Origin of the sequence: Vibrio sp. Isolate34 (assembly GCF_022397915.1) — a bacterium.
Taxonomy (GTDB): domain Bacteria; phylum Pseudomonadota; class Gammaproteobacteria; order Enterobacterales; family Vibrionaceae; genus Vibrio.
This window is the reverse complement of sequence record NZ_JAKEUO010000012.1, coordinates 85,276-103,749: the sequence shown is the minus strand read 5'-3', so window position 1 is coordinate 103,749 and position 18,474 is coordinate 85,276. Positions and strand designations below refer to the sequence as shown.

The 18,474-nt window shown below is 44.2% G+C and carries 13 protein-coding genes; 6 read left to right on the top strand and 7 right to left on the bottom strand.

What is annotated here, in order from left to right:
• Positions 1-165 precede the first annotated feature (165 nt).
• On the top strand, positions 166-786 hold the full coding sequence (locus L1D22_RS14100) for a YecA family protein (RefSeq protein ID WP_239830255.1): 621 nt from the start codon (positions 166-168) through the stop codon (positions 784-786).
• Between the two features lie 127 nt (positions 787-913).
• Here L1D22_RS14100 and dsbB read toward each other — a convergent pair whose 3' ends face one another.
• Positions 914-1,423 (bottom strand): disulfide bond formation protein DsbB, encoded by a 510-nt coding sequence (dsbB, locus tag L1D22_RS14095; RefSeq protein ID WP_239830288.1) that lies wholly within the window; start codon positions 1,421-1,423, stop codon positions 914-916.
• Between the two features lie 147 nt (positions 1,424-1,570).
• Complete coding sequence (gene nhaB, locus L1D22_RS14090) at positions 1,571-3,163, bottom strand: Na(+)/H(+) antiporter NhaB (RefSeq protein ID WP_239830254.1); 1,593 nt, start codon at positions 3,161-3,163, stop codon at positions 1,571-1,573.
• Between the two features lie 640 nt (positions 3,164-3,803).
• On the opposite strand from nhaB, the gene fadR reads away from it, so the two are divergent.
• Positions 3,804-4,643 (top strand): fatty acid metabolism transcriptional regulator FadR, encoded by an 840-nt coding sequence (fadR, locus tag L1D22_RS14085; RefSeq protein ID WP_019823572.1) that lies wholly within the window; start codon positions 3,804-3,806, stop codon positions 4,641-4,643.
• Positions 4,644-4,759: 116 nt separating this feature from the next.
• Here the strand turns inward: fadR and L1D22_RS14080 are convergent, their stop codons facing one another.
• A complete protein-coding gene (locus L1D22_RS14080; RefSeq protein WP_239830253.1) occupies positions 4,760-5,239 on the bottom strand; it encodes a DUF1456 family protein in 480 nt (159 codons plus the stop codon).
• Between the two features lie 214 nt (positions 5,240-5,453).
• A complete protein-coding gene (gene metG / locus L1D22_RS14075) occupies positions 5,454-7,514 on the bottom strand; it encodes a methionine--tRNA ligase (RefSeq protein WP_239830252.1) in 2,061 nt (686 codons plus the stop codon).
• Positions 7,515-7,671: 157 nt separating this feature from the next.
• On the opposite strand from metG, the gene apbC reads away from it, so the two are divergent.
• The 3 genes from apbC (at position 7,672) to L1D22_RS14060 (ending at position 11,913) form a co-directional block, all read left to right on the top strand.
• Entirely contained in the window at positions 7,672-8,748 is a 1,077-nt protein-coding gene (gene apbC / locus L1D22_RS14070) for an iron-sulfur cluster carrier protein ApbC (RefSeq protein ID WP_105057408.1), read from the top strand.
• Positions 8,749-9,023: 275 nt separating this feature from the next.
• Entirely contained in the window at positions 9,024-9,665 is a 642-nt protein-coding gene (gene udk / locus L1D22_RS14065; RefSeq protein ID WP_004734002.1) for a uridine kinase, read from the top strand.
• Between the two features lie 106 nt (positions 9,666-9,771).
• Entirely contained in the window at positions 9,772-11,913 is a 2,142-nt protein-coding gene (locus L1D22_RS14060; RefSeq protein WP_239830251.1) for an AsmA family protein, read from the top strand.
• 220 nt (positions 11,914-12,133) lie between these two features.
• Here the strand turns inward: L1D22_RS14060 and cobO are convergent, their stop codons facing one another.
• Entirely contained in the window at positions 12,134-12,739 is a 606-nt protein-coding gene (cobO, locus tag L1D22_RS14055) for a cob(I)yrinic acid a,c-diamide adenosyltransferase (RefSeq protein ID WP_017054977.1), read from the bottom strand.
• Positions 12,740-12,823: 84 nt separating this feature from the next.
• Between cobO and L1D22_RS14050 the strand changes: the two genes are divergently transcribed.
• Positions 12,824-13,273 carry a low molecular weight protein-tyrosine-phosphatase gene (locus tag L1D22_RS14050; RefSeq protein ID WP_239830250.1) on the top strand — a complete coding sequence of 150 codons (450 nt, stop codon included), beginning with the start codon at positions 12,824-12,826 and terminating at the stop codon, positions 13,271-13,273.
• 116 nt (positions 13,274-13,389) lie between these two features.
• Here the strand turns inward: L1D22_RS14050 and L1D22_RS14045 are convergent, their stop codons facing one another.
• Positions 13,390-14,937: a SulP family inorganic anion transporter gene (locus L1D22_RS14045; RefSeq protein WP_239830249.1), complete on the bottom strand. Its 1,548-nt coding sequence runs from the start codon at positions 14,935-14,937 to the stop codon at positions 13,390-13,392.
• Between the two features lie 259 nt (positions 14,938-15,196).
• A complete protein-coding gene (gene rne, locus L1D22_RS14040) occupies positions 15,197-18,337 on the bottom strand; it encodes a ribonuclease E (protein WP_239830248.1) in 3,141 nt (1,046 codons plus the stop codon).
• Positions 18,338-18,474: the final 137 nt, after the last annotated feature.

Below are 18,474 nucleotides of genomic sequence, written 5' to 3'. Positions count from 1 at the left end.
AAACATCTCTGTCCTGAAATTAAGAGGCGTGATTGTACGGTGTGCTTACAGGATTGTCACTATGAGTGTGGAGTGCCACCTTAATGATGCTTTCGTCTCTTAATAGCGACATCTTAGCGGGGATAACGTTATAATATCGAAAATGCCCAAATATCCAGAGCTTTCATGACATATCAATTATTAAGCCTACCAGAATCTATTTCAGACATTACGCCGCAGTTTATCGAAGGTGCAATTCTTGCGTCTAACTTAGCGACAAAGCCACTCGATCCTGAAGAATGGGTTGCCATCGTAGCTCCTGAAGCGGGCAAAGAGCTTGTAACATTAGTGACGGAACAGATTAACCGACAGCACAACCTAATTCAGCGAAGTGAATACTTACTGACTGATGTGTTTGCAGAAGGTGACTTCAATGAGCAGTTCGCAGATTTTGCGGAAGGTTTTATGATGGTTTGGCCGACAGTGGAAGAGCAGTGGCAAAGCATTACGGTTGCGGATGGCACTCTGCGCATGCTGCAAGCTCTGCTGACTACATTAATGTTAGCGATTGATGAAGAGCAAACTCAACAACAAATGGTTGCGGCTGGGCTTCAAAACCCACCATCGCTTGCCGATTTAGTGGGTCAGGTCGATCTGATGATCTCAGAGGTGGCAATGGCAGCTGATGAGGCGATGCTAGGTAATAAATCGCAAAGCGTGAATCCATTTAAAGATATCGGCCGCAACGATGCTTGCCCATGTGAAAGTGGTAAAAAGTTCAAGCAATGCTGTGGTAAAAACAGCTAATCGCAGTTTGTTGATGAACATTATTTGAGTCAGTAGCAGACTCTCTTTATATGTTCAAAAGCTTAAGTAATAAAAAAGTCGACCTCGTGGTCGACTTTTTTGTTGTCCAAATTTGAACGGTTTACTATTAGTCGTTTTTCGACTTAACAAATTGAGAAATAACCACGATACCGAAGGCAACCAAGTTACCTGCAAAGATAATGACTAGCCACTGAGGCATAGAAAGGTCGAAGAACTGCCACACAACCTTGCTGCAGTCTCCGTAAGCTTCAAACATCCAAGGTGCCCATTGGTTTAAAGGCGCCCAGCTAGGGAAGGTTACGAATAAGTCGCAGGTTGCGAAAGGAGACGGATTGAACTGGTAATCGACGTGCTCTAAAGCAAGCATTAAACCTTTGTATGCGCCAAACCCCCACCCAGCAAGGCCTAACCAACGTGATATTGGGTTCTTCGGGGCAACAGAACCAATCATGGCGGCAACACCGATAGCGAGCATAGCAACGCGCTCATAGATACACATCACGCAAGGGCCAAGCATCATCACGTGTTGGAAGAAGAGAGCGCACGCTTCAAAAAAGACAATAAAAGCCAGCAGTAAAAGCCAAGATAAACGTCTCTTAGAGAAGTCTTTGATCATTGCTAAAAAGTTCACGAATTGAATCCTGTCTATAAAATAAAAAAGCCCTGATTACTCAGAGCTTTTTATCTTGGATAAGTTTCCTAATCAACTAATATTTTTGATTAGTGAGTTACACATTTTACGGTTTGCGACACAGTGTTTAGCTTAGTGACCGCCAGAGATAACCGGAGCAACAGCTTCACCAGTACGCTGAATGATCCACCCTGCATCATAGAACCATGCTGTCATCGGTTCTACGAAGAACACGATACCTGCAAGGCCAACCAGTGCTAACACGATGGTGTATGGCAGAGCCATGATAACCATGCGGCCGTAAGACAGTCGAATTAACGGAGCAAGAGCTGATGTTAATAGGAATAGGAATGCAGCTTGGCCGTTTGGCGTAGCAACAGAAGGTAGGTTAGTACCTGTGTTGATAGCAACAGCAAGTAGGTCGAATTGGTCACGAGTGATGATGCCTTCGACTAATGCAGTTTTCACTTCGTTGATGTAAACCGTACCGACGAATACGTTATCTGAAACCATCGATAGAATACCGTTGGCAACATAGAAGAGAGCGAGTTGTGCGCCTTTATCTTCAACGTGAAGTACAGAATCGATTACTGGCTTAAATAGAGCTTGGTCGATGATTACAGCAACAACGGCGAAGAAAACGGCAAGAAGTGCTGTAAATGGTAGCGCTTCTTCAAAGGCTTTACCCATAGAGTGCTCTTCAATAACACCCGTAAATGCTGTTGCTAAGATGATCACAGAAAGACCAATCAAACCTACTTCGGCAACGTGAAGTGCAAGGCCTACAATAAGCCAAACTGCGATTGCACTTTGAACCCATAGTTTTGCGACGTCTTGCTTGGTACGGTTTGCACGTTCTTTGTTGTCAAACTCAACTAAGATTTGGCGAACATTCGTTGGTAGTTCTGAACCGTAACCAAATACTTTGAATTTTTCTACTAGCGCACAAGTCACAATACCGCAGATGAAAACTGGTAGCGTTATTGGCAGCATACGGATGATAAATTCACCGAATTCCCAACCCGCTTGTTTAGCAATTACCAAGTTTTGTGGTTCACCTACCATGGTCATTACACCACCCAATGCTGTACCAACACCGGCATGCATAAGCAGTGAGCGTAGGAAAGCACGGTAGTTTTCTAGGTCATCACGAGTTAGCTCAGAGATCTCTTCATCATGTGTGTGATCGTGCGAAGACGTTGTGCCTTTACCCGATGCAACCTTGTGATAAATTGAGTAGAAGCCAACCGCAACACTAATAACTACGGCGATTACTGTTAGTGCATCTAGGAATGCTGATAAGAAAGCGGCAGCAACACAGAAGGCAACGGAAAGTAAAATTTTAGATTGGATGCCAAGCAAGATCTTCGTGAAAATGAACAAAAGCAGTTCTTTCATGAAGTAAATGCCGGCAACCATGAATACGAGCAAGAGTAATACAGGAAGGTTTGCTTGCAGCTCGTGATAAACCATTTCTGGTTTGGTCATGCCAATGGCGACTGCTTGAATAGCTAAGAGGCCACCCGGTTGAAGTGGGTAGCATTTGAGAGCCATAGCTAGAGTGAAAATAAACTCAACCACCAATAGCCAGCCCGCAACAAATGGGTCAACTAGGAAGAAAACAAACGGGTTGATGATTAAAAAGGAAATGATGGCAAGTTTATACCAATCAGGAGCTTTACCAAGGAAGTTCTTGATAAAAGCGTTTCCGAGAGACATCGGCATGTTAATACTCTTTTATGTTGATTATGAATAGACAAGCAATACAACATTTTGAGAATCGAGCTATAGAAATTGTTAAAAACTATAACTAACAGTGACTTAGAAAAACTACATTCCATGTAATGTTCTGTGGTCTTGCCAAGTCACTCCCTTAGAGACTCAAGCACTGCTTATTTTTGAGCGCAACTCTACTCTTAGATAACATTTAGTCAACAGGAAAAGCCCTGTAGCACTAAAAATACCTCTTTTTTGTTGAGAAACGCGATCAAAGTAGCGGAAGCATACCACTTAAAATGTGATAAAAACCGACTAGAATCAATATTTCAGCGAAATGATTGAAATTTACAGAATAAAGACGGTTTATATATGATTATTACAACTTAATATTGCAATTTAATGGCTTTAAAATTATGACCAATCTCATTGATTTTAAAGAAAATTTGTTGTGTTAATAATTTGTTGAAATAGAAATTTATAGTCGCTTGCTTTCTAAACCTAAGGTGCAAACGCGTGCTGAACTTTAGAGTTTTAACTCTATTGATGTTTTGAGTGAGTAAAATTTTTGAGGGTGTTTCCGCTAGGTGTTAACTAGTGGTATGATGAGTAAATTAGAACAGAATAATTAAATTGGATTGAAGTGTAGATGGTCATTAAGGCGAAGAGCCCGGCAGGATTTGCAGAAAAGTATATCATTGAAAGTATTTGGAATGGCCGTTTCCCTCCAGGTTCTATCTTGCCAGCAGAGCGTGAGCTTTCTGAGCTAATTGGTGTTACACGTACTACGCTTCGTGAAGTACTTCAACGTCTTGCTCGTGATGGTTGGTTGACAATCCAACACGGCAAGCCAACAAAAGTTAACCAGTTTATGGAGACATCAGGTCTTCATATCCTTGATACGCTAATGACGTTGGACGTTGATAACGCAAGCAAGATGGTAGAAGACTTACTTGCTGCTCGTACTAATATCAGCCCGATCTTTATGCGTTATGCATTCAAAGCAAACAAAGAAGCTTCAGAGCGTACTATTAGTAACGTGATTGAATCTTGTGAAGCGCTACTTGCGGCACCTACATGGGATGAGTTCTTAGAATCATCGCCATACGCTGACAAGATCAAGCAAGCAGTAAAAGAAGATTCAGAGAAAGACGAAGCGAAACGTCAGACGATCTTAATCGCGAAGACTTTCAACTTCTATGATTACATGCTTTTCCAACGTTTAGCATTCCATTCAGGTAACCAAATTTATGGCCTGATCTTCAACGGTGTACGTAAACTGTATGACCGTATTGGTAGCTACTACTTCTCTAACCCAGAAGCACGACGTTTAGCGATGGATTTCTATAAAGAGTTGTTTGTTATCTGTGAGAGCGGCCAACGTGAGAACTTGCCATTGGTGATCCGTAACTATGGTATCGCAAGCGCGCAGGTTTGGAACGAAATGAAAACAACGTTGCCAACGAACTTTACTGAAGACGATAGCTAATCTTTTGGGCTAACTAAATAGCGTTAAAGAAAGAACAAAAAAAGCGGCGAGATAATTCAATTATCTCGCCGCTTTTTATTTATTAAGAATCTGGCTAGTTTACCAGTAGGTTGTTTTTAACCTGCAAACTCTTCTGAGTCAGGGCGGTTAGTAAACTGAACGCCATTTAGGAAGTCGCAAAGCAATTGGTCTTCACACACTTTGTAGTTTTTGTTCTCTGGCTTACGGAAGTAGGCACCAATCTCGTATTTACTTAGACTTACGCCAACCACTTCTAATACATTGAGCACGTCTTCTGCTTTCATGTTCAACGCAATACGTAGCTTCATGAAAATCATGTTGTTGGTAAGTGCAACTTCAGGCTTTGGCTGAGCCCCTTCTTTTTTACCGCGCTTAAGGTTGATGAAACCATTTAGGAATACCGCTAACTCTTTGTCTTTCATTTTAGAGCATGACTTATCGTTATCCGCTTTTAGCCAGTTAATCACTTGGTCGTGGGCAACAGTCACATCCGCTTGCTCGATAGCTTTGATGATTTGTGCGTTCTTAAGGTTTAGTGCGTGTTGAATACGACGCAAAATTTCGTTGTTAGTCACAGAGGTGTCCTAAAAGGTTTAGAGAGTAAAGAGGCTTCAAACGGCGTATTGCTGCCGATAACCTTGTCATACTTTACTTAGCATAGTTGACGGCGACTCTAACAGAGAACGCCGATTTTCGGTAGATATAAAAAATCCCCGATGCTATTAACTCTTTCAAGTTAAGTTACATCAGGGATTTCGCAGTGAATGCTTTATCTGACAGACGCCAGAATTACATTACACGCATACCAGGTTGAGCACCTTCGTGTGGCTCAAGGATCCATAGGTCGCTGCCGCCAGGGCCCGCTGCTAGGATCATGCCTTCAGACATACCAAACTTCATCTTACGAGGTTTTAGGTTTGCAACCATAACAGTTAGCTTGCCTTCTAGCTCTTCAGGTTTGTATGCTGATTTGATGCCAGAGAATACTTGGCGAGTCTCACCACCGATGTCCAGTTGGAACTTCAGTAGCTTGTTCGCTTTTGGCACTTCTTCACAAGAGATGATACGAGCAATACGCATATCAACCGCTGCGAACGCGTCAAATTCAATCTCTTCAGCGATTGGTTCTTTGTCTAGCTCTGTTTGGCTTGCTTTTTCTTTCTCAGCTTCCGCTTTCTCTTTAGCTGCCATTTCTGCTGCTGCATCTTCTTTAGAAGACTCTATAATCGCTTCCACTTTCTTAGGATCAATGCGGCTAAATAGCGCTTTGAACTTAGTGATTTCGTGATCAGTTAGCGGAGTAGCAACACCTTCCCACGTTAGCTCTTCGTTTAGGAAAGCTTCAGTGCGAGCCGCAAGCTCAGGCATCACTGGTTTCAGATAAGTCATTAGTACGCGGAATAGGTTGATACCAACAGAAGATACTTCTTGAAGCTCTTTCTCTTTACCTTCTTCTTTTGCAAGAACCCAAGGTGCTTTCTCATCGATGTACTGGTTAGCTTTGTCTGCTAGTGCAGTAATTTCACGGATAGCACGGCTGAATTCACGAGTTTCGTATAGCTCACCGATACGCTCTGCAGCAGCAACGAATTCGTTGTATAGCTCTGGTTCTGCAAATTCAGCGGCTAGCTTGCCTTCGAAGCGCTTAGTGATGAAGCCAGCGTTACGAGAAGCTAGGTTAACAATCTTGTTTACTACGTCAGCATTTACACGTTGAGTGAAGTCTTCAAGGTTAAGGTCAAGGTCATCGATACGGCTGTTTAGTTTCGCAGCGTAGTAGTAACGTAGACATTCAGGGTCTAGGTGATTTAGGTACGTACTTGCTTTAATGAAAGTACCTTTAGACTTAGACATCTTCGCGCCGTTTACAGTCACGTAGCCGTGTACGAATACGTTGTTTGGCTTACGGAAACCAGAACCTTCTAGCATTGCAGGCCAGAATAGACTGTGGAAGTAAACGATGTCTTTACCGATGAAGTGGTAAAGCTCAGCGGTGCTGTCTTTCTTCCAGTACTCGTTAAAGTCTAGATCGTCGCGCTTGTCACATAGGTTCTTGAATGAGCCCATGTAGCCGATTGGTGCATCTAGCCATACGTAGAAGAACTTGTCTTTTTCGCCTGGGATCTCGAAGCCAAAGTATGGTGCATCACGAGAGATGTCCCACTGTTGTAGACCAGACTCGAACCACTCTTGCATTTTGTTTGCTGTTTCAGCTTGCAGTGAGCCAGAACGTGTCCACTCTTTTAGCATGCTTTCAAACTGAGGTAGGTCGAAGAAGAAGTGCTCAGAGTCTTTCATTACTGGAGTTGCGCCAGAAACTGCTGACTTAGGATCGATTAGCTCAGTTGGGCTGTATGTCTCACCACAGTTATCACAGTTATCACCGTACTGGTCTTCTGACTTACACTTAGGGCAAGTACCTTTTACGAAACGGTCTGGTAAGAACATCTCTTTCTCAGGGTCGAAAAGCTGAGAAATAGTACGGCTAGAAATGAAACCGTTCTTTTTAAGTTCTAGGTAGATGTGAGAAGCCAGTTCACGGTTCTCGTCGCTGTGTGTGCTGTGGTAGTTATCAAAGCTGATATCAAAGCCAGCGAAGTCTTTTTGGTGCTCTTCACTAACAGCAGCGATCATCTCTTCTGGCGTGATACCCATCTGTTGAGCTTTAAGCATAATTGGCGTGCCGTGAGCATCGTCAGCACAGATGAAGTTTACAGTGTTGCCACGCAGACGCTGGTATCGAACCCAGATATCAGCTTGGATATGCTCAAGCATATGGCCAAGGTGAATAGAGCCGTTAGCGTACGGAAGCGCACAAGTTACCAAAAGTTGTCTTGGATCAGTTGCCATACTTAATAATTCGCTTTTTTGATAGGTATAAATTTGATTGGTAATACTACTTTATAACGTGTGATACGCCAAGGTATCAGACAAAGGATTCCCCTAGTTTTTTAGGGGTTCAGTCTTCATCTCGTGGGTGATAGCATAAATAAAAAAAGGAGCCCCAATGCGTAACTTTACTTCGAAGCAAGATTTCTGTTCATGGTTGAATGAGTTTGAGTCACCAATCCTCATCCCAGAGTGGGCGCTACACCAAAACATTGTCTCAGTTGATCCTCGTGGATCGTTTGTTATTACTTTGCCTTTCGCAGCGAATCAGCTTGCTGTTGACCTAGAAAATTGGATTAACGCTCAGATTGAACAAAAGCTTGTGAGTGCTTTTCAATTTGAAGTGAAGGTCAAGCCATCGGCTCTTGAAACGACGGTATCAACGCCACTTAAAGGCGTGAAGAATATTATTGCTGTCACTTCTGCCAAGGGCGGGGTGGGCAAATCAACGACTTCAGTTAACCTTGCGCTGGCTTTATCTAAGTCAGGTTCAAAAGTCGGTTTATTGGATGCGGACATCTACGGCCCATCGGTTCCCATGATGCTAGGACAGTTAGATGCGAAGCCAGAAGTGCAAAACAATAAGTGGATGATGCCAATCGAAGCGCACGGCATTTTCACGCACTCTATTGGTTACCTTGTTTCGAAAGATGATGCTGCAATTTGGCGTGGCCCAATGGCGGCCAAGGCTTTAGGTCAGCTTGTTAACGAAACCGTATGGCCAGAGTTGGATTACCTAGTTATCGACATGCCACCGGGCACGGGTGATATTCAGTTAACTCTATCTCAGCAAATTCCAGTAACAGGCGCGGTAGTGGTGACTACACCTCAAGATTTAGCATTAGCAGACGCACGTAAAGGTGTCGCGATGTTTGATAAAGTGAGCGTGCCAGTTGCGGGCTTAGTTGAAAACATGAGCTACCATATCTGTAGTCACTGTGGTGAGAAAGAGCATATCTTTGGTGCGGGTGGTGCAGAAGCGATGTCAGAAGAGTTTTACCTCGATATCTTAGCGCAAATTCCACTACACATTGATGTTCGTGAAGACATCGATGCTGGTTGCCCGACAGTCGTTCGTCGACCAGATAGCGAACATACTCGTCACTATTTAGAGCTTGCAGAGAATGTGGCTGCGAAAATGTTCTGGACGGGTAAAGCAAGGCCGGAAGCGATTAACTTCTCAATGGTTGAATAGCGAACCTATAGTTGAATAACGCAAGTTAATCACAAAGTCGTTTAAATATTGTTTGGATTAGATAAACAGCGGTGGATTTAAATCAATATCCATTGGGCTTGTGCAAATAGTTGTAGGCAAGTTATTTGAAAGCAAACGATTGTCTTAAGTAAATGTATTGAGATCATCAATTTGACTGCAATTAGCTAAAATGGCGACTAGAATCTATGTGCTTTAGCCCCTATAATCAGGCGGTTTATCTATTCCCACCACCAAACCATATCGGGTGCAAAATAATGTCTGATAATAATCAATGTGTCATCGTAGGTATCGCTGGCGCTTCAGCTTCAGGAAAAAGTCTGATTGCTAGTACGATTTATAATGAGCTGCGCGAAAAAGTAGGCGACCATCAAATTGGTGTTATCACGGAAGATTGCTATTACAGCGACCAAAGCCACTTGAGTATGGAAGAGCGAGTTAAAACTAACTACGATCACCCAAATGCACTAGATCATGACCTTTTATGTGAACATCTACAGCAGCTAATGAGTGGCAATGCCGTAGAAGTTCCTGAATACAGCTACACAGAGCACACACGTACTTCTGAAACGACTACACTTACTCCTAAGAAAGTGATCATTTTAGAAGGTATTCTGCTTCTTACAGACCCGCGTCTTCGTAAACTAATGCACGCAAGTGTGTTTATGGATACACCGTTAGACATCTGTCTACTACGCCGTGTTAAGCGTGATGTGGAAGAGCGTGGTCGTACAATGGACACTGTACTTAAGCAATACCAAGAAACTGTACGTCCAATGTTCATGCAGTTTATCGAGCCTTCAAAACAACATGCAGACATCATCGTTCCTCGTGGTGGTAAAAACCGTATTGCGATTGATGTGCTAAAAGCGCACATTGCGAAGTTGTTGAAGTCTTAATCGAATAAAAATTTCCCTAAGTGACTCACTTAGCTTTATTTTTTACCGAATCAGTGGCACTTTTATAGTGCCACTTTCTTTTGGAATCTAAGCAAGGAATATGCGGATGAAGAAACTACTCATTTTCATAGCTGTACCAGTGTTTGTTGTTATTGCAGCAGTTCTGGCACTAGTGCTGTTAGTGAATCCCAACCAATTTAAGCCATTAATTGTCGAACAAGCCCAGAAACACACAGGCCTAGAGCTAGTGATTGAGGGCGATATCAGCTGGCAATTCTTCCCATCTATTGGCTTTGAACTTGGTCAAACTGAATTACGTAACCCAGAAGGGTTCACCCAACCGAACCTATTCAAGGTTGATACCGTTGGTGTTGATGTATCGGTTACTCCGCTATTTAGCAACCAACTAGAGATCGGCAACATCACTCTAGACGGTGCAGAGTTCTATTTAGAAACGCTTAAAGATGGCCGTAAGAACATCGATGCGTTAACACAAGCGTCAGCGCCTCAAGAGTCTGAGACTGCTGCTGCAGACACAAACCCTGAATCAGCTCCAGCACCTCAAGAACAAAGCGCGACGGAAGCATCTGGTTGGACGATTAACCTTGCAGGTGTCACTGTATCAAACGCACTGTTTGAAATGGACGACAAGCAAGCGGGTTCATTCACTAAGTTGTACGATGTGTCTTTGAACTTATCTGAGTTCGCTGTGGATACATGGACAACGGCAACCTTCGCTGCTTATGGTGAAAACAATCAACAGAAATTCTCTGCAAACGGCAGTGCTGAATTTAAACTCGCGGAAGGTTTCGCAAGTTACGCTCTACGCAATATTGACCTCAATGCGAAATTCAATGATCCAGCAACGTCGATTGACTCTGCGAAGATTGGCCTGGATACGTTTGAGTTCGATAAGGTAAACCAACTGACTTACGCAGTGGTAGGTAAAGCCGCGGGTCTTGACCTAGACCTGAAAGGTGGCGGTGAGTTAACTGTCGATAGCGCGATTTCAAAAGTGACACTGAACAAGCTAACGCTAGACTCAACATTCAAAGGTGACACGCTTCCGCAATCACCAATGAAAGTGGATATGTTGTCTGATTTGAGCTTTGACCTAACTAAGAGCCACTTGAGCTTCGTGTTAGAGAAGCTACAAGCAAACTCTATCGCGCTAGATGGTAAAGCCGATGTCACCCTGTCTGAAATTCCAAAGGTTCGTTTCTCTCTTCATAGCCCGAACATCGACCTTGATGAGTTCTTAGGTCTAGGTAACACAACAGAAACGGCGAGCACGTCTCCTTCTGAGTCTGCTGGTGGTTCAGCGTCAAACTCAGGTAGCTCTGCACCTGCGAAAGAAGTAGAACCTGATCTGTCGGCACTGAAAACGTTAGACGTTAAAGGTGATATCACGATTGATAAGTTCAAGGCGAGCAATGCGAAAATGCAGAATGTTAAAACAGCATTCTCGGTTAACCGCGGTATCGCAGAACTTACCTCATTCACATCGAACCTTTACCAAGGCTCTATTTCTGCGACAGCTAAGTTAGATGCACGTAAAACACCAGCAACTTACACAGCTAAGAAGAAAATCAAAGGTGTGAAAGTTCAGCCGTTACTGGTTGATGTTGCAGACAACGATATGCTGGAAGGCACCGGTAATATCGATGTTAACGTGAAAGGTAAGAGCCTGACTCCGACGGGTATTAAGAAGAACCTAGTTGGTACTATCGCGATTAACTTTGAAGATGGTGCGGTTAACGGTATCAACGTTGCGCAATTGATTCGTGAGAATTACGCGAAGATCAAAGGCGAGAAAGTTGAAAGCACAAATGAAGCTCAAAAAACAGACTTCAGTGCAATGAAAGCGACGCTGAAGGTCGACAAAGGTTGGGTTTCAACCAACGATTTGTCGGCACAGTCGCCACTATTGCGTGTTACTGGCCAAGGTAAAGCGAACTTCATTAATGAAACCGTAGATTTCCTAGTAAGAACGTCGATTGTTGGTTCGTTAGAAGGCCAGGGCGGTAAGAGCATTGATGACCTGAAAGACGTGACGATCCCAATTAAGATTACTGGTCAGTGGGCTGAACCAAAATTCGCGCTTGTCTTTGATGATGTGTTGAAACAGAAAGCACAGAAAGAAATTGATCGTGGTTTAGAAAAGCTAGACGAAAAGTACGGTGACAAGATCAAAGATGAGAAAACAAGAGACGCAGTAAACGGCTTACTAAAAGGTTTGTTTAACTAATCTTCATCTCATTTAAAAATGAATAAAGCGCCATTCCTGTTGTAGGAATGGCGCTTTTTATTTTGGCTTCGATAATACCTGGGAGATTCCCTATGACATTTGTATTTCGTTCTAGGGAATAACGATAGGCCGTCGTCGTTTGTTCAAGAGCGTAACGGCCTCATGGTCGTCACCCTCGAGAGGGAAGAATGACCGAGTCGGGGTCTCTGGTTAAATGCGATTACCAGTCAACGCCTTGTAGCGCTTTAACACCAGATTCAAAAGCGTGTTTCACGTTACGAACTTCAGATACGGTATCTGCCATCTCAGTAAGGGTACGGTGCGCGCCACGGCCTGTAATGATTACAGACTGCATCTTCGGACGGTTATTCAACGCCTCAACCACTTCATCGAGTTCGATGTAACCGTAGCTCACCATGTAAGTCAGTTCATCAAACAGAATCACGTCAATCGACTCGTCAGCCAGCATGCGTTGACACTCTTTCCATACACGTTGTGCAGCTTCAATATCTTGCGCTTTGTTCTGAGTTTCCCAAGTAAAGCCTGTGCCCATGACTTGGAACTCGACGTCGAGCTTTTGCAGAACGTTCTTTTCGCCGTTATCCCAAGTGCCTTTAACAAACTGAGCAACGGCACATTTCTTACCGTGACCCACAGCGCGAGTAATGGTGCCGAAACCTGATGTTGATTTACCTTTACCGTTCCCCGTGATCACCAATAGTAGGCCTTTAACTTCTTGTGCTGCGGCCACACGTGCATCGACTTGTTCTTTTACTTTCTGTTGTCTTGCTTTATGACGTTGTTCTTTGTTGTCTTCGGTCGACATAACAAATCCTTTTCAGTTGTGATTGCGCCTATCATAGCCTAACTTAACGATAGCAAAAACCATCGGAAGAACAGGTGATTACGGATGAAAAAGATACTCGTGGTTTGCATGGGGAATATTTGTCGCTCGCCAACAGGTGAGGCGGTACTCAGAAAGAAATCGCAACAGCTGGATATTGATGTTGTTGTCGACTCTGCAGGGACGATTGGCTTCCATCAAGGAAACCCACCGGATTCGCGCTCAAAGGCGGCAGGCGAGAAGCGAGGCTACAGTTTCAAGGGAATTACTTCTCGTAAAGTGGTCGCGAATGACTTCGAAGAGTTTGACCTGATACTCGCGGCAGATAAGGCGAATTTAGAAGACTTAATGAGTCAGTGCCCTGCGCACCTGCAATACAAGCTTGCGTTATTTTTGAGTTTCGGAGAATTGGACTATCAAGAGGTTCCGGATCCATATTATGGAGAGGGTGATGGATTTGAGCTGGTCTTGGACTTAATCGAAGAGTCAAGCGAAGCGATATTGAGGTCTATTTGACATCGAATCTATGTTTAGTGTTCAGTGCTTTGCTGGCTAGTGACTAAAGATGACGTATAAAAAAGGCCGACATTTAATGTAGGCCTTTTAAATCTAGCTTTAAGCTCTGACTAAGATTACTTAGACATTACTTTGTAGATTGGGTCTTCTGCTACGTTCGCTTCAACTAAGCTACCAGCTTTGTGCAGCATAGCAACACAGTCTTGGCTTAGGTGGCGAAGGTGAAGCGTTTTACCTAGTGCTGCGTAACGCTCTGCAATGGTATCAATCGCTTCAATAGCTGAGTGGTCAGTAACACGTGAGTTTGCGAAATCAACGATAACATCTTGTGGATCGTTGTATGCGTCAAACAACTCTAGGAAGTTAGCCGTTGAACCAAAGAAGATCGGGCCGTTAACTTTGTACTCTTTAGAGCCTTTTTCGTTTACTGATGTGTCTGCGTAGATATGCTTAGCATGTTGCCATGCAAACATCAGTGCAGATGCAATTACACCCACAAATACAGCAACCGCTAGGTCAGTCATTACAGTTACAACGGTAACAAGAACGATAACGAAGAAGTCTTGCTTAGGTACGCGACGTGCAAGCTTGAAGGTTGCCCATTCGAATGTACCAATTACAACCATGAACATTACACCCACTAGCGCTGCTAGAGGAATCATTTCGATAAGTGCAGAGCCGAATAGAATGAACATCAGTAGTGCAACGGCAGCAACGATACCAGAAAGACGACCACGACCACCTGAGTTTACGTTGATCATCGATTGACCGATCATCGCACAACCACCCATCGCACCAAATACTGAACACGTCACGTTCGCCATACCTTGACCAACACATTCACGGTTAGATTGACCACGAGTGTTTGTCATTTCGTCTAGTACGGTTAGCGTCAGTAGTGATTCGATTAGACCAATCGCTGCCAGAATCACTGCGTAAGGCAGGATGATGTATAGCGTTTCTAGGCTAAACGGTACTGCTGGAATAGAGAATGTTGGTAGAGAGCCCGCTAGTGTTGCTGCTTCGTCACCAGACATGGTGCGTAAGAAATCAACAACAGTACGAGTTTCTAGATCAAGGCCAACAACCAAAGCCGTTACCGTAACAATAGCAACCAATGACGATGGTACTGCTGTTGTTAGCTTAGGTAGGAAGTGGATGATAGCCATAGTCAATGCTACAAGACCTAACATCAGTGTCATTTGACCACTTGGTAACCAAGTTAGTGCACCTGTTACGTCTGGTGCCTTAAATTGTCCAAGCTGCGCTAAGAAGATAACGATTGCTAAACCGTTCACGAAACCAATCATTACTGGGTGCGGAACGATACGGATGAATTTACCTAGCTTAAATACACCCGCTGCAATTTGCAGAAGGCCGGCTAGCATAACTGCCGCAAATAGGTATTGAACGCCATGGGTTGCTACTAGGCTCACCATTACAACAGCCATTGCGCCAGTTGCACCAGAAATCATACCTGGACGACCGCCGAAGACAGAAGTAATTAAACCTACGATGAATGCTGCGTACAGACCAACCATTGGGTCAACGCCTGCAACAAAGGCGAATGCTACGGCTTCAGGTACCAGAGCTAGGGCTACTGTAAGACCTGAAAGCACATCATTCTTTACAGAGTGCTTTGAAAATTGTGGGAATTCGAACATGTTTGCTCAGCTATGCTTTAGATGGATTTACCCGACACGAGTGTATTGCGTAGCCAAACGGTGATTGAAAAGAGCGGCAATAGCTAAGTGTCGAAAAGACAAGTGCGCGAATGCTACCCAAAAATGTGATTAAGTTCAAGGTTGAACCTAACTTTGAGTAATATATCTATTAATTTTTATTCGATTAGCAGATATGAAAAAGGCTGCTTTAATAAGCAGCCTTTGATTCGATTTTCTAGTGATTACTTAGCAGTAAACGCTAGTAGTTTGGCTTAGTCATGCCTGCGCCAGCTTTGTTTGACGCTGCTTGACTGCCAGCACCTTTCGGTACAAAACGCTCAGTACGGAATGGAGCAGCAACAACTTCAATCTCTTTGATCTCTTGAGGACCAGGAGCTTTAGTCATTGGCGAACCCGCTTGTTTCTTAGCAACTGCCGCTTTTGGTGCTGCTTCTGAAGCTGGTGCTTCTACCACAGGAGCTTCTTCAACTTTCACACTTTCAGCTTTAGGCGCTTCAACTGCTTTTGTTGGTTCAACGACAGCAGTTTCAACAACTGGTGCTTCAACCACGGCTTCTTCTGCTTTCACAGCTTCAACCGGAGCTTGTTCAACTTCCACACTTTCAGCTTTAGGCGTTTCAACTTTTTGTGCTTCAACAACTGGAGCTTCTTCAACTACAGCAGGAGTCTCAGCTACTTGAGCTTCAACAGCAGCTTCTTCGCGACGGATAATCACTTTGCCCATAGCCAGTTCAGGACACGCAAAGCCGCCTGCCATTGCTACGTTGCTTTGTGGAGCCGTCTCTTGAGCTACGTTTTGCTCTTGTTCTTTAACAGAAACTTGAGCTTCAACTGCTACTTGAACTTCAGCCACTTCAGGTTTTGCCTGTTTGTGGTGGGGTTTCGGAATGAAGCGAGGCATCACTTTACCCATAGCCATCTCTGGAGAAGCTACACCACCTTTACGTAGGCGGAATGGGTTAGGGCGACGATCACGACCGCGACGACGACGTTGACCACTTGCACGTAGGTGACGTGGAGAACGACGGTTACGACGTTGCTTCGGCTCTTCCTGTTCAGTTTGCTCAGCATTTGCTTGAGTTGCTTCTACTTGTTCCGCAACTCTTTGCTCTTGAGCGAATGATTGTTCTTTTGCAACAGCCTGTTCTTTTGACGCGTTGTCTTCAGCTTGAGCTTGTTGGTCTTTAACACGAACTTGCTTGTTCAGTTTACGACGTTGACGGCGCTCTTTGATCTTAGCTGCTTTCGCTTCAGGCTTAGCCTTAGGCGCTTCTGGCTTATCAGCTTGAGCTTCTGCCGCTAGCTGTAGGCCTTCTTCTGCTAGTTTAGAAGGTGCTTGCTCTTCGCGTTGCTTCTGCTCATCACGTGGCTTGTTGCGACGATCTTGCTTAGGCTTGCGAGGTTGACGATTCTGCTGTGGAGCTGCTTCTTTCTGCTCTTCAGGTTTCTCGTCACGAGCTGGCTTACGACGGCGTTTGTTGTCACGGTTTTCGTTACGATTGTCACCACGCTCACCACGTTGGTTGCGACGACGGTTATCGTTACGATCACGGCGTTGACGGTTGCCGTTGTTGCGATTGTTCTTAGGTTTTTCTTCTTCTTTCTTCTCTTCTTCTTTCTTCTCTTCTTGAGTTGAAGAGCCGAATAAGAAGCTACCGATAGCTTTGAAGAAACGACCAATTAGACCTGGTTCTTGCGTTGCTGCAGCTGGTTCAACTTTCTTCTCTTCAACAGCTTTAGGGGCTGGAGCAGGAGTCGGTGCTGATTGAGCTGGAGCGGCGAAACCTTTCAGAGCTGGCTCTTCGATCTTCTTAGGACGAATAGTCTGTTCTGCTGGTTCTTTGCTTTCCGCTTCTTTTAGAGCTTCTAGCTTGTTAGGCAGTAGGTAAGACAGTAGATCGAACTCTTCACCTTCACGTACACGGATAACCTCAAAATGTGGCGTTTCCATGTCAGAGTTAGGAACAACAGTGATCTTAACTTCTTGGTTCTTCTCGATGTGGTTTACTGAGCGACGTTTCTCGTTCAATAGGTAAGAAGCGATAGGAACAGGGACTACAGCAAGAACTTGCGCAGTGTTGTCTTTTAGAGCTTCTTCTTCGATCAGACGTAGAACAGATAGTGCTAGAGATTCGTTATCACGAACAACACCAGTACCTGTACAACGAGGACAAATGTGGTGACTTGCTTCAGCTAGTGATGGGCTCAAACGTTGACGAGACATCTCTAGAAGACCAAAGCGAGAAATACGACCAATCTGAACACGTGCGCGATCTAAACGAACAGCATCACGTAGACGGCTTTCTACTTCGCGTTGGTGGCGAACCGGGGTCATATCGATAAAGTCGATAACAACAAGACCACCTAGATCACGTAGACGTAATTGACGTGCAATTTCATCGGCTGCTTCTAGGTTAGTGTTAAGTGCTGTTTCTTCGATATCGCCGCCCTTTGTTGCACGAGCAGAGTTGATATCGATAGAAGTCAGAGCTTCTGTTGGGTCGATTACGATAGAACCACCAGATGGAAGACGAACTTCACGTTGGAAAGCAGATTCGATCTGGCTTTCAATCTGGTAATGGCTGAATAGTGGCACTTCACCATCGTATTTCTTAACGCGATTCATGAAATCTGGGCGTATTAATTGAATGTGCGCTTGTGCACGTTCAAAAATAGTATTGCTGTCGATTAGAATCTCGCCGATGTCACGACGTAGGTAGTCACGAATCGCGCGAACGATAACGTTACTTTCTTGGTGAATAAGGAAAGGAGCTGCATTCGAATCAGAAGCTTGCTTGATAGCGCCCCAGTGATTCAATAGAACATTCAGGTCCCACTCTAACTCTTCTGCACTTTTGCCAACACCTGCTGTACGCACGATTAAGCCCATACCTTGAGGAAGCTCAAGAGTGCTTAATGCTGCTTTCAGTTGAGTGCGCTCATCACCTTCGATACGACGAGAAATACCGCCAGCACGAGGGTTATTAGGCATAAGAACTAAGTAGCTACCCGCCAAAGAGATGAAAGTTGTCAGTGCAGCACCTTTGCTACCACGTTCTTCTTTCTCTACTTGTACGATTACTTCTTGGCCTTCTTTTAGCACTTCTTTAATGCTAGGACGGCCTTGGTATGTATAACCTTCAGGGAAGTATTCGCGGGCAATTTCTTTAAGAGGGAGGAAACCGTGACGTTCTGCGCCGTAATCAACAAATGCCGCTTCTAGGCTTGGCTCAATACGGGTAATACGTCCTTTGTAGATATTCGCTTTTTTTGACTCGTGACCTGGACTTTCGATATCTAGATCGAACAGTCGCTGGCCATCAACCAAAGCGACACGCAACTCTTCTTTTTGAGTTGCGTTAATTAACATTCTTTTCATTTAGAAATTCTCATTGTCTTTTCTTATTTTCATCATTGTTCTTATCGCTTTATTTCGTTTCTCATGGTGCCAGATCCCATGGCTTTATCGGTGCAGCCTCCCGGCTGGAGAGGGATGCTCTGGGGCACGTCAGTCAT

Bases quoted from the DNA above. Each gene is read 5' to 3' on its own strand.
- nhaB (WP_239830254.1), bottom strand. From the start codon at position 3,163: ATGCCGATGTCTCTCGGAAACGCTTTTATCAAGAACTTCCTTGGTAAA.
- L1D22_RS14100 (WP_239830255.1), top strand. From the start codon at position 166: ATGACATATCAATTATTAAGCCTACCAGAATCTATTTCAGACATTACG.
- L1D22_RS14050 (WP_239830250.1), top strand. From the start codon at position 12,824: ATGAAAAAGATACTCGTGGTTTGCATGGGGAATATTTGTCGCTCGCCA.
- metG (WP_239830252.1), bottom strand. From the start codon at position 7,514: ATGGCAACTGATCCAAGACAACTTTTGGTAACTTGTGCGCTTCCGTAC.
- cobO (WP_017054977.1), bottom strand. From the start codon at position 12,739: ATGTCGACCGAAGACAACAAAGAACAACGTCATAAAGCAAGACAACAG.
- L1D22_RS14045 (WP_239830249.1), bottom strand. From the start codon at position 14,937: ATGTTCGAATTCCCACAATTTTCAAAGCACTCTGTAAAGAATGATGTG.
- udk (WP_004734002.1), top strand. From the start codon at position 9,024: ATGTCTGATAATAATCAATGTGTCATCGTAGGTATCGCTGGCGCTTCA.
- apbC (WP_105057408.1), top strand. From the start codon at position 7,672: ATGCGTAACTTTACTTCGAAGCAAGATTTCTGTTCATGGTTGAATGAG.
- rne (WP_239830248.1), bottom strand. From the start codon at position 18,337: ATGAAAAGAATGTTAATTAACGCAACTCAAAAAGAAGAGTTGCGTGTC.
- fadR (WP_019823572.1), top strand. From the start codon at position 3,804: ATGGTCATTAAGGCGAAGAGCCCGGCAGGATTTGCAGAAAAGTATATC.
- L1D22_RS14060 (WP_239830251.1), top strand. From the start codon at position 9,772: ATGAAGAAACTACTCATTTTCATAGCTGTACCAGTGTTTGTTGTTATT.
- dsbB (WP_239830288.1), bottom strand. From the start codon at position 1,423: ATGATCAAAGACTTCTCTAAGAGACGTTTATCTTGGCTTTTACTGCTG.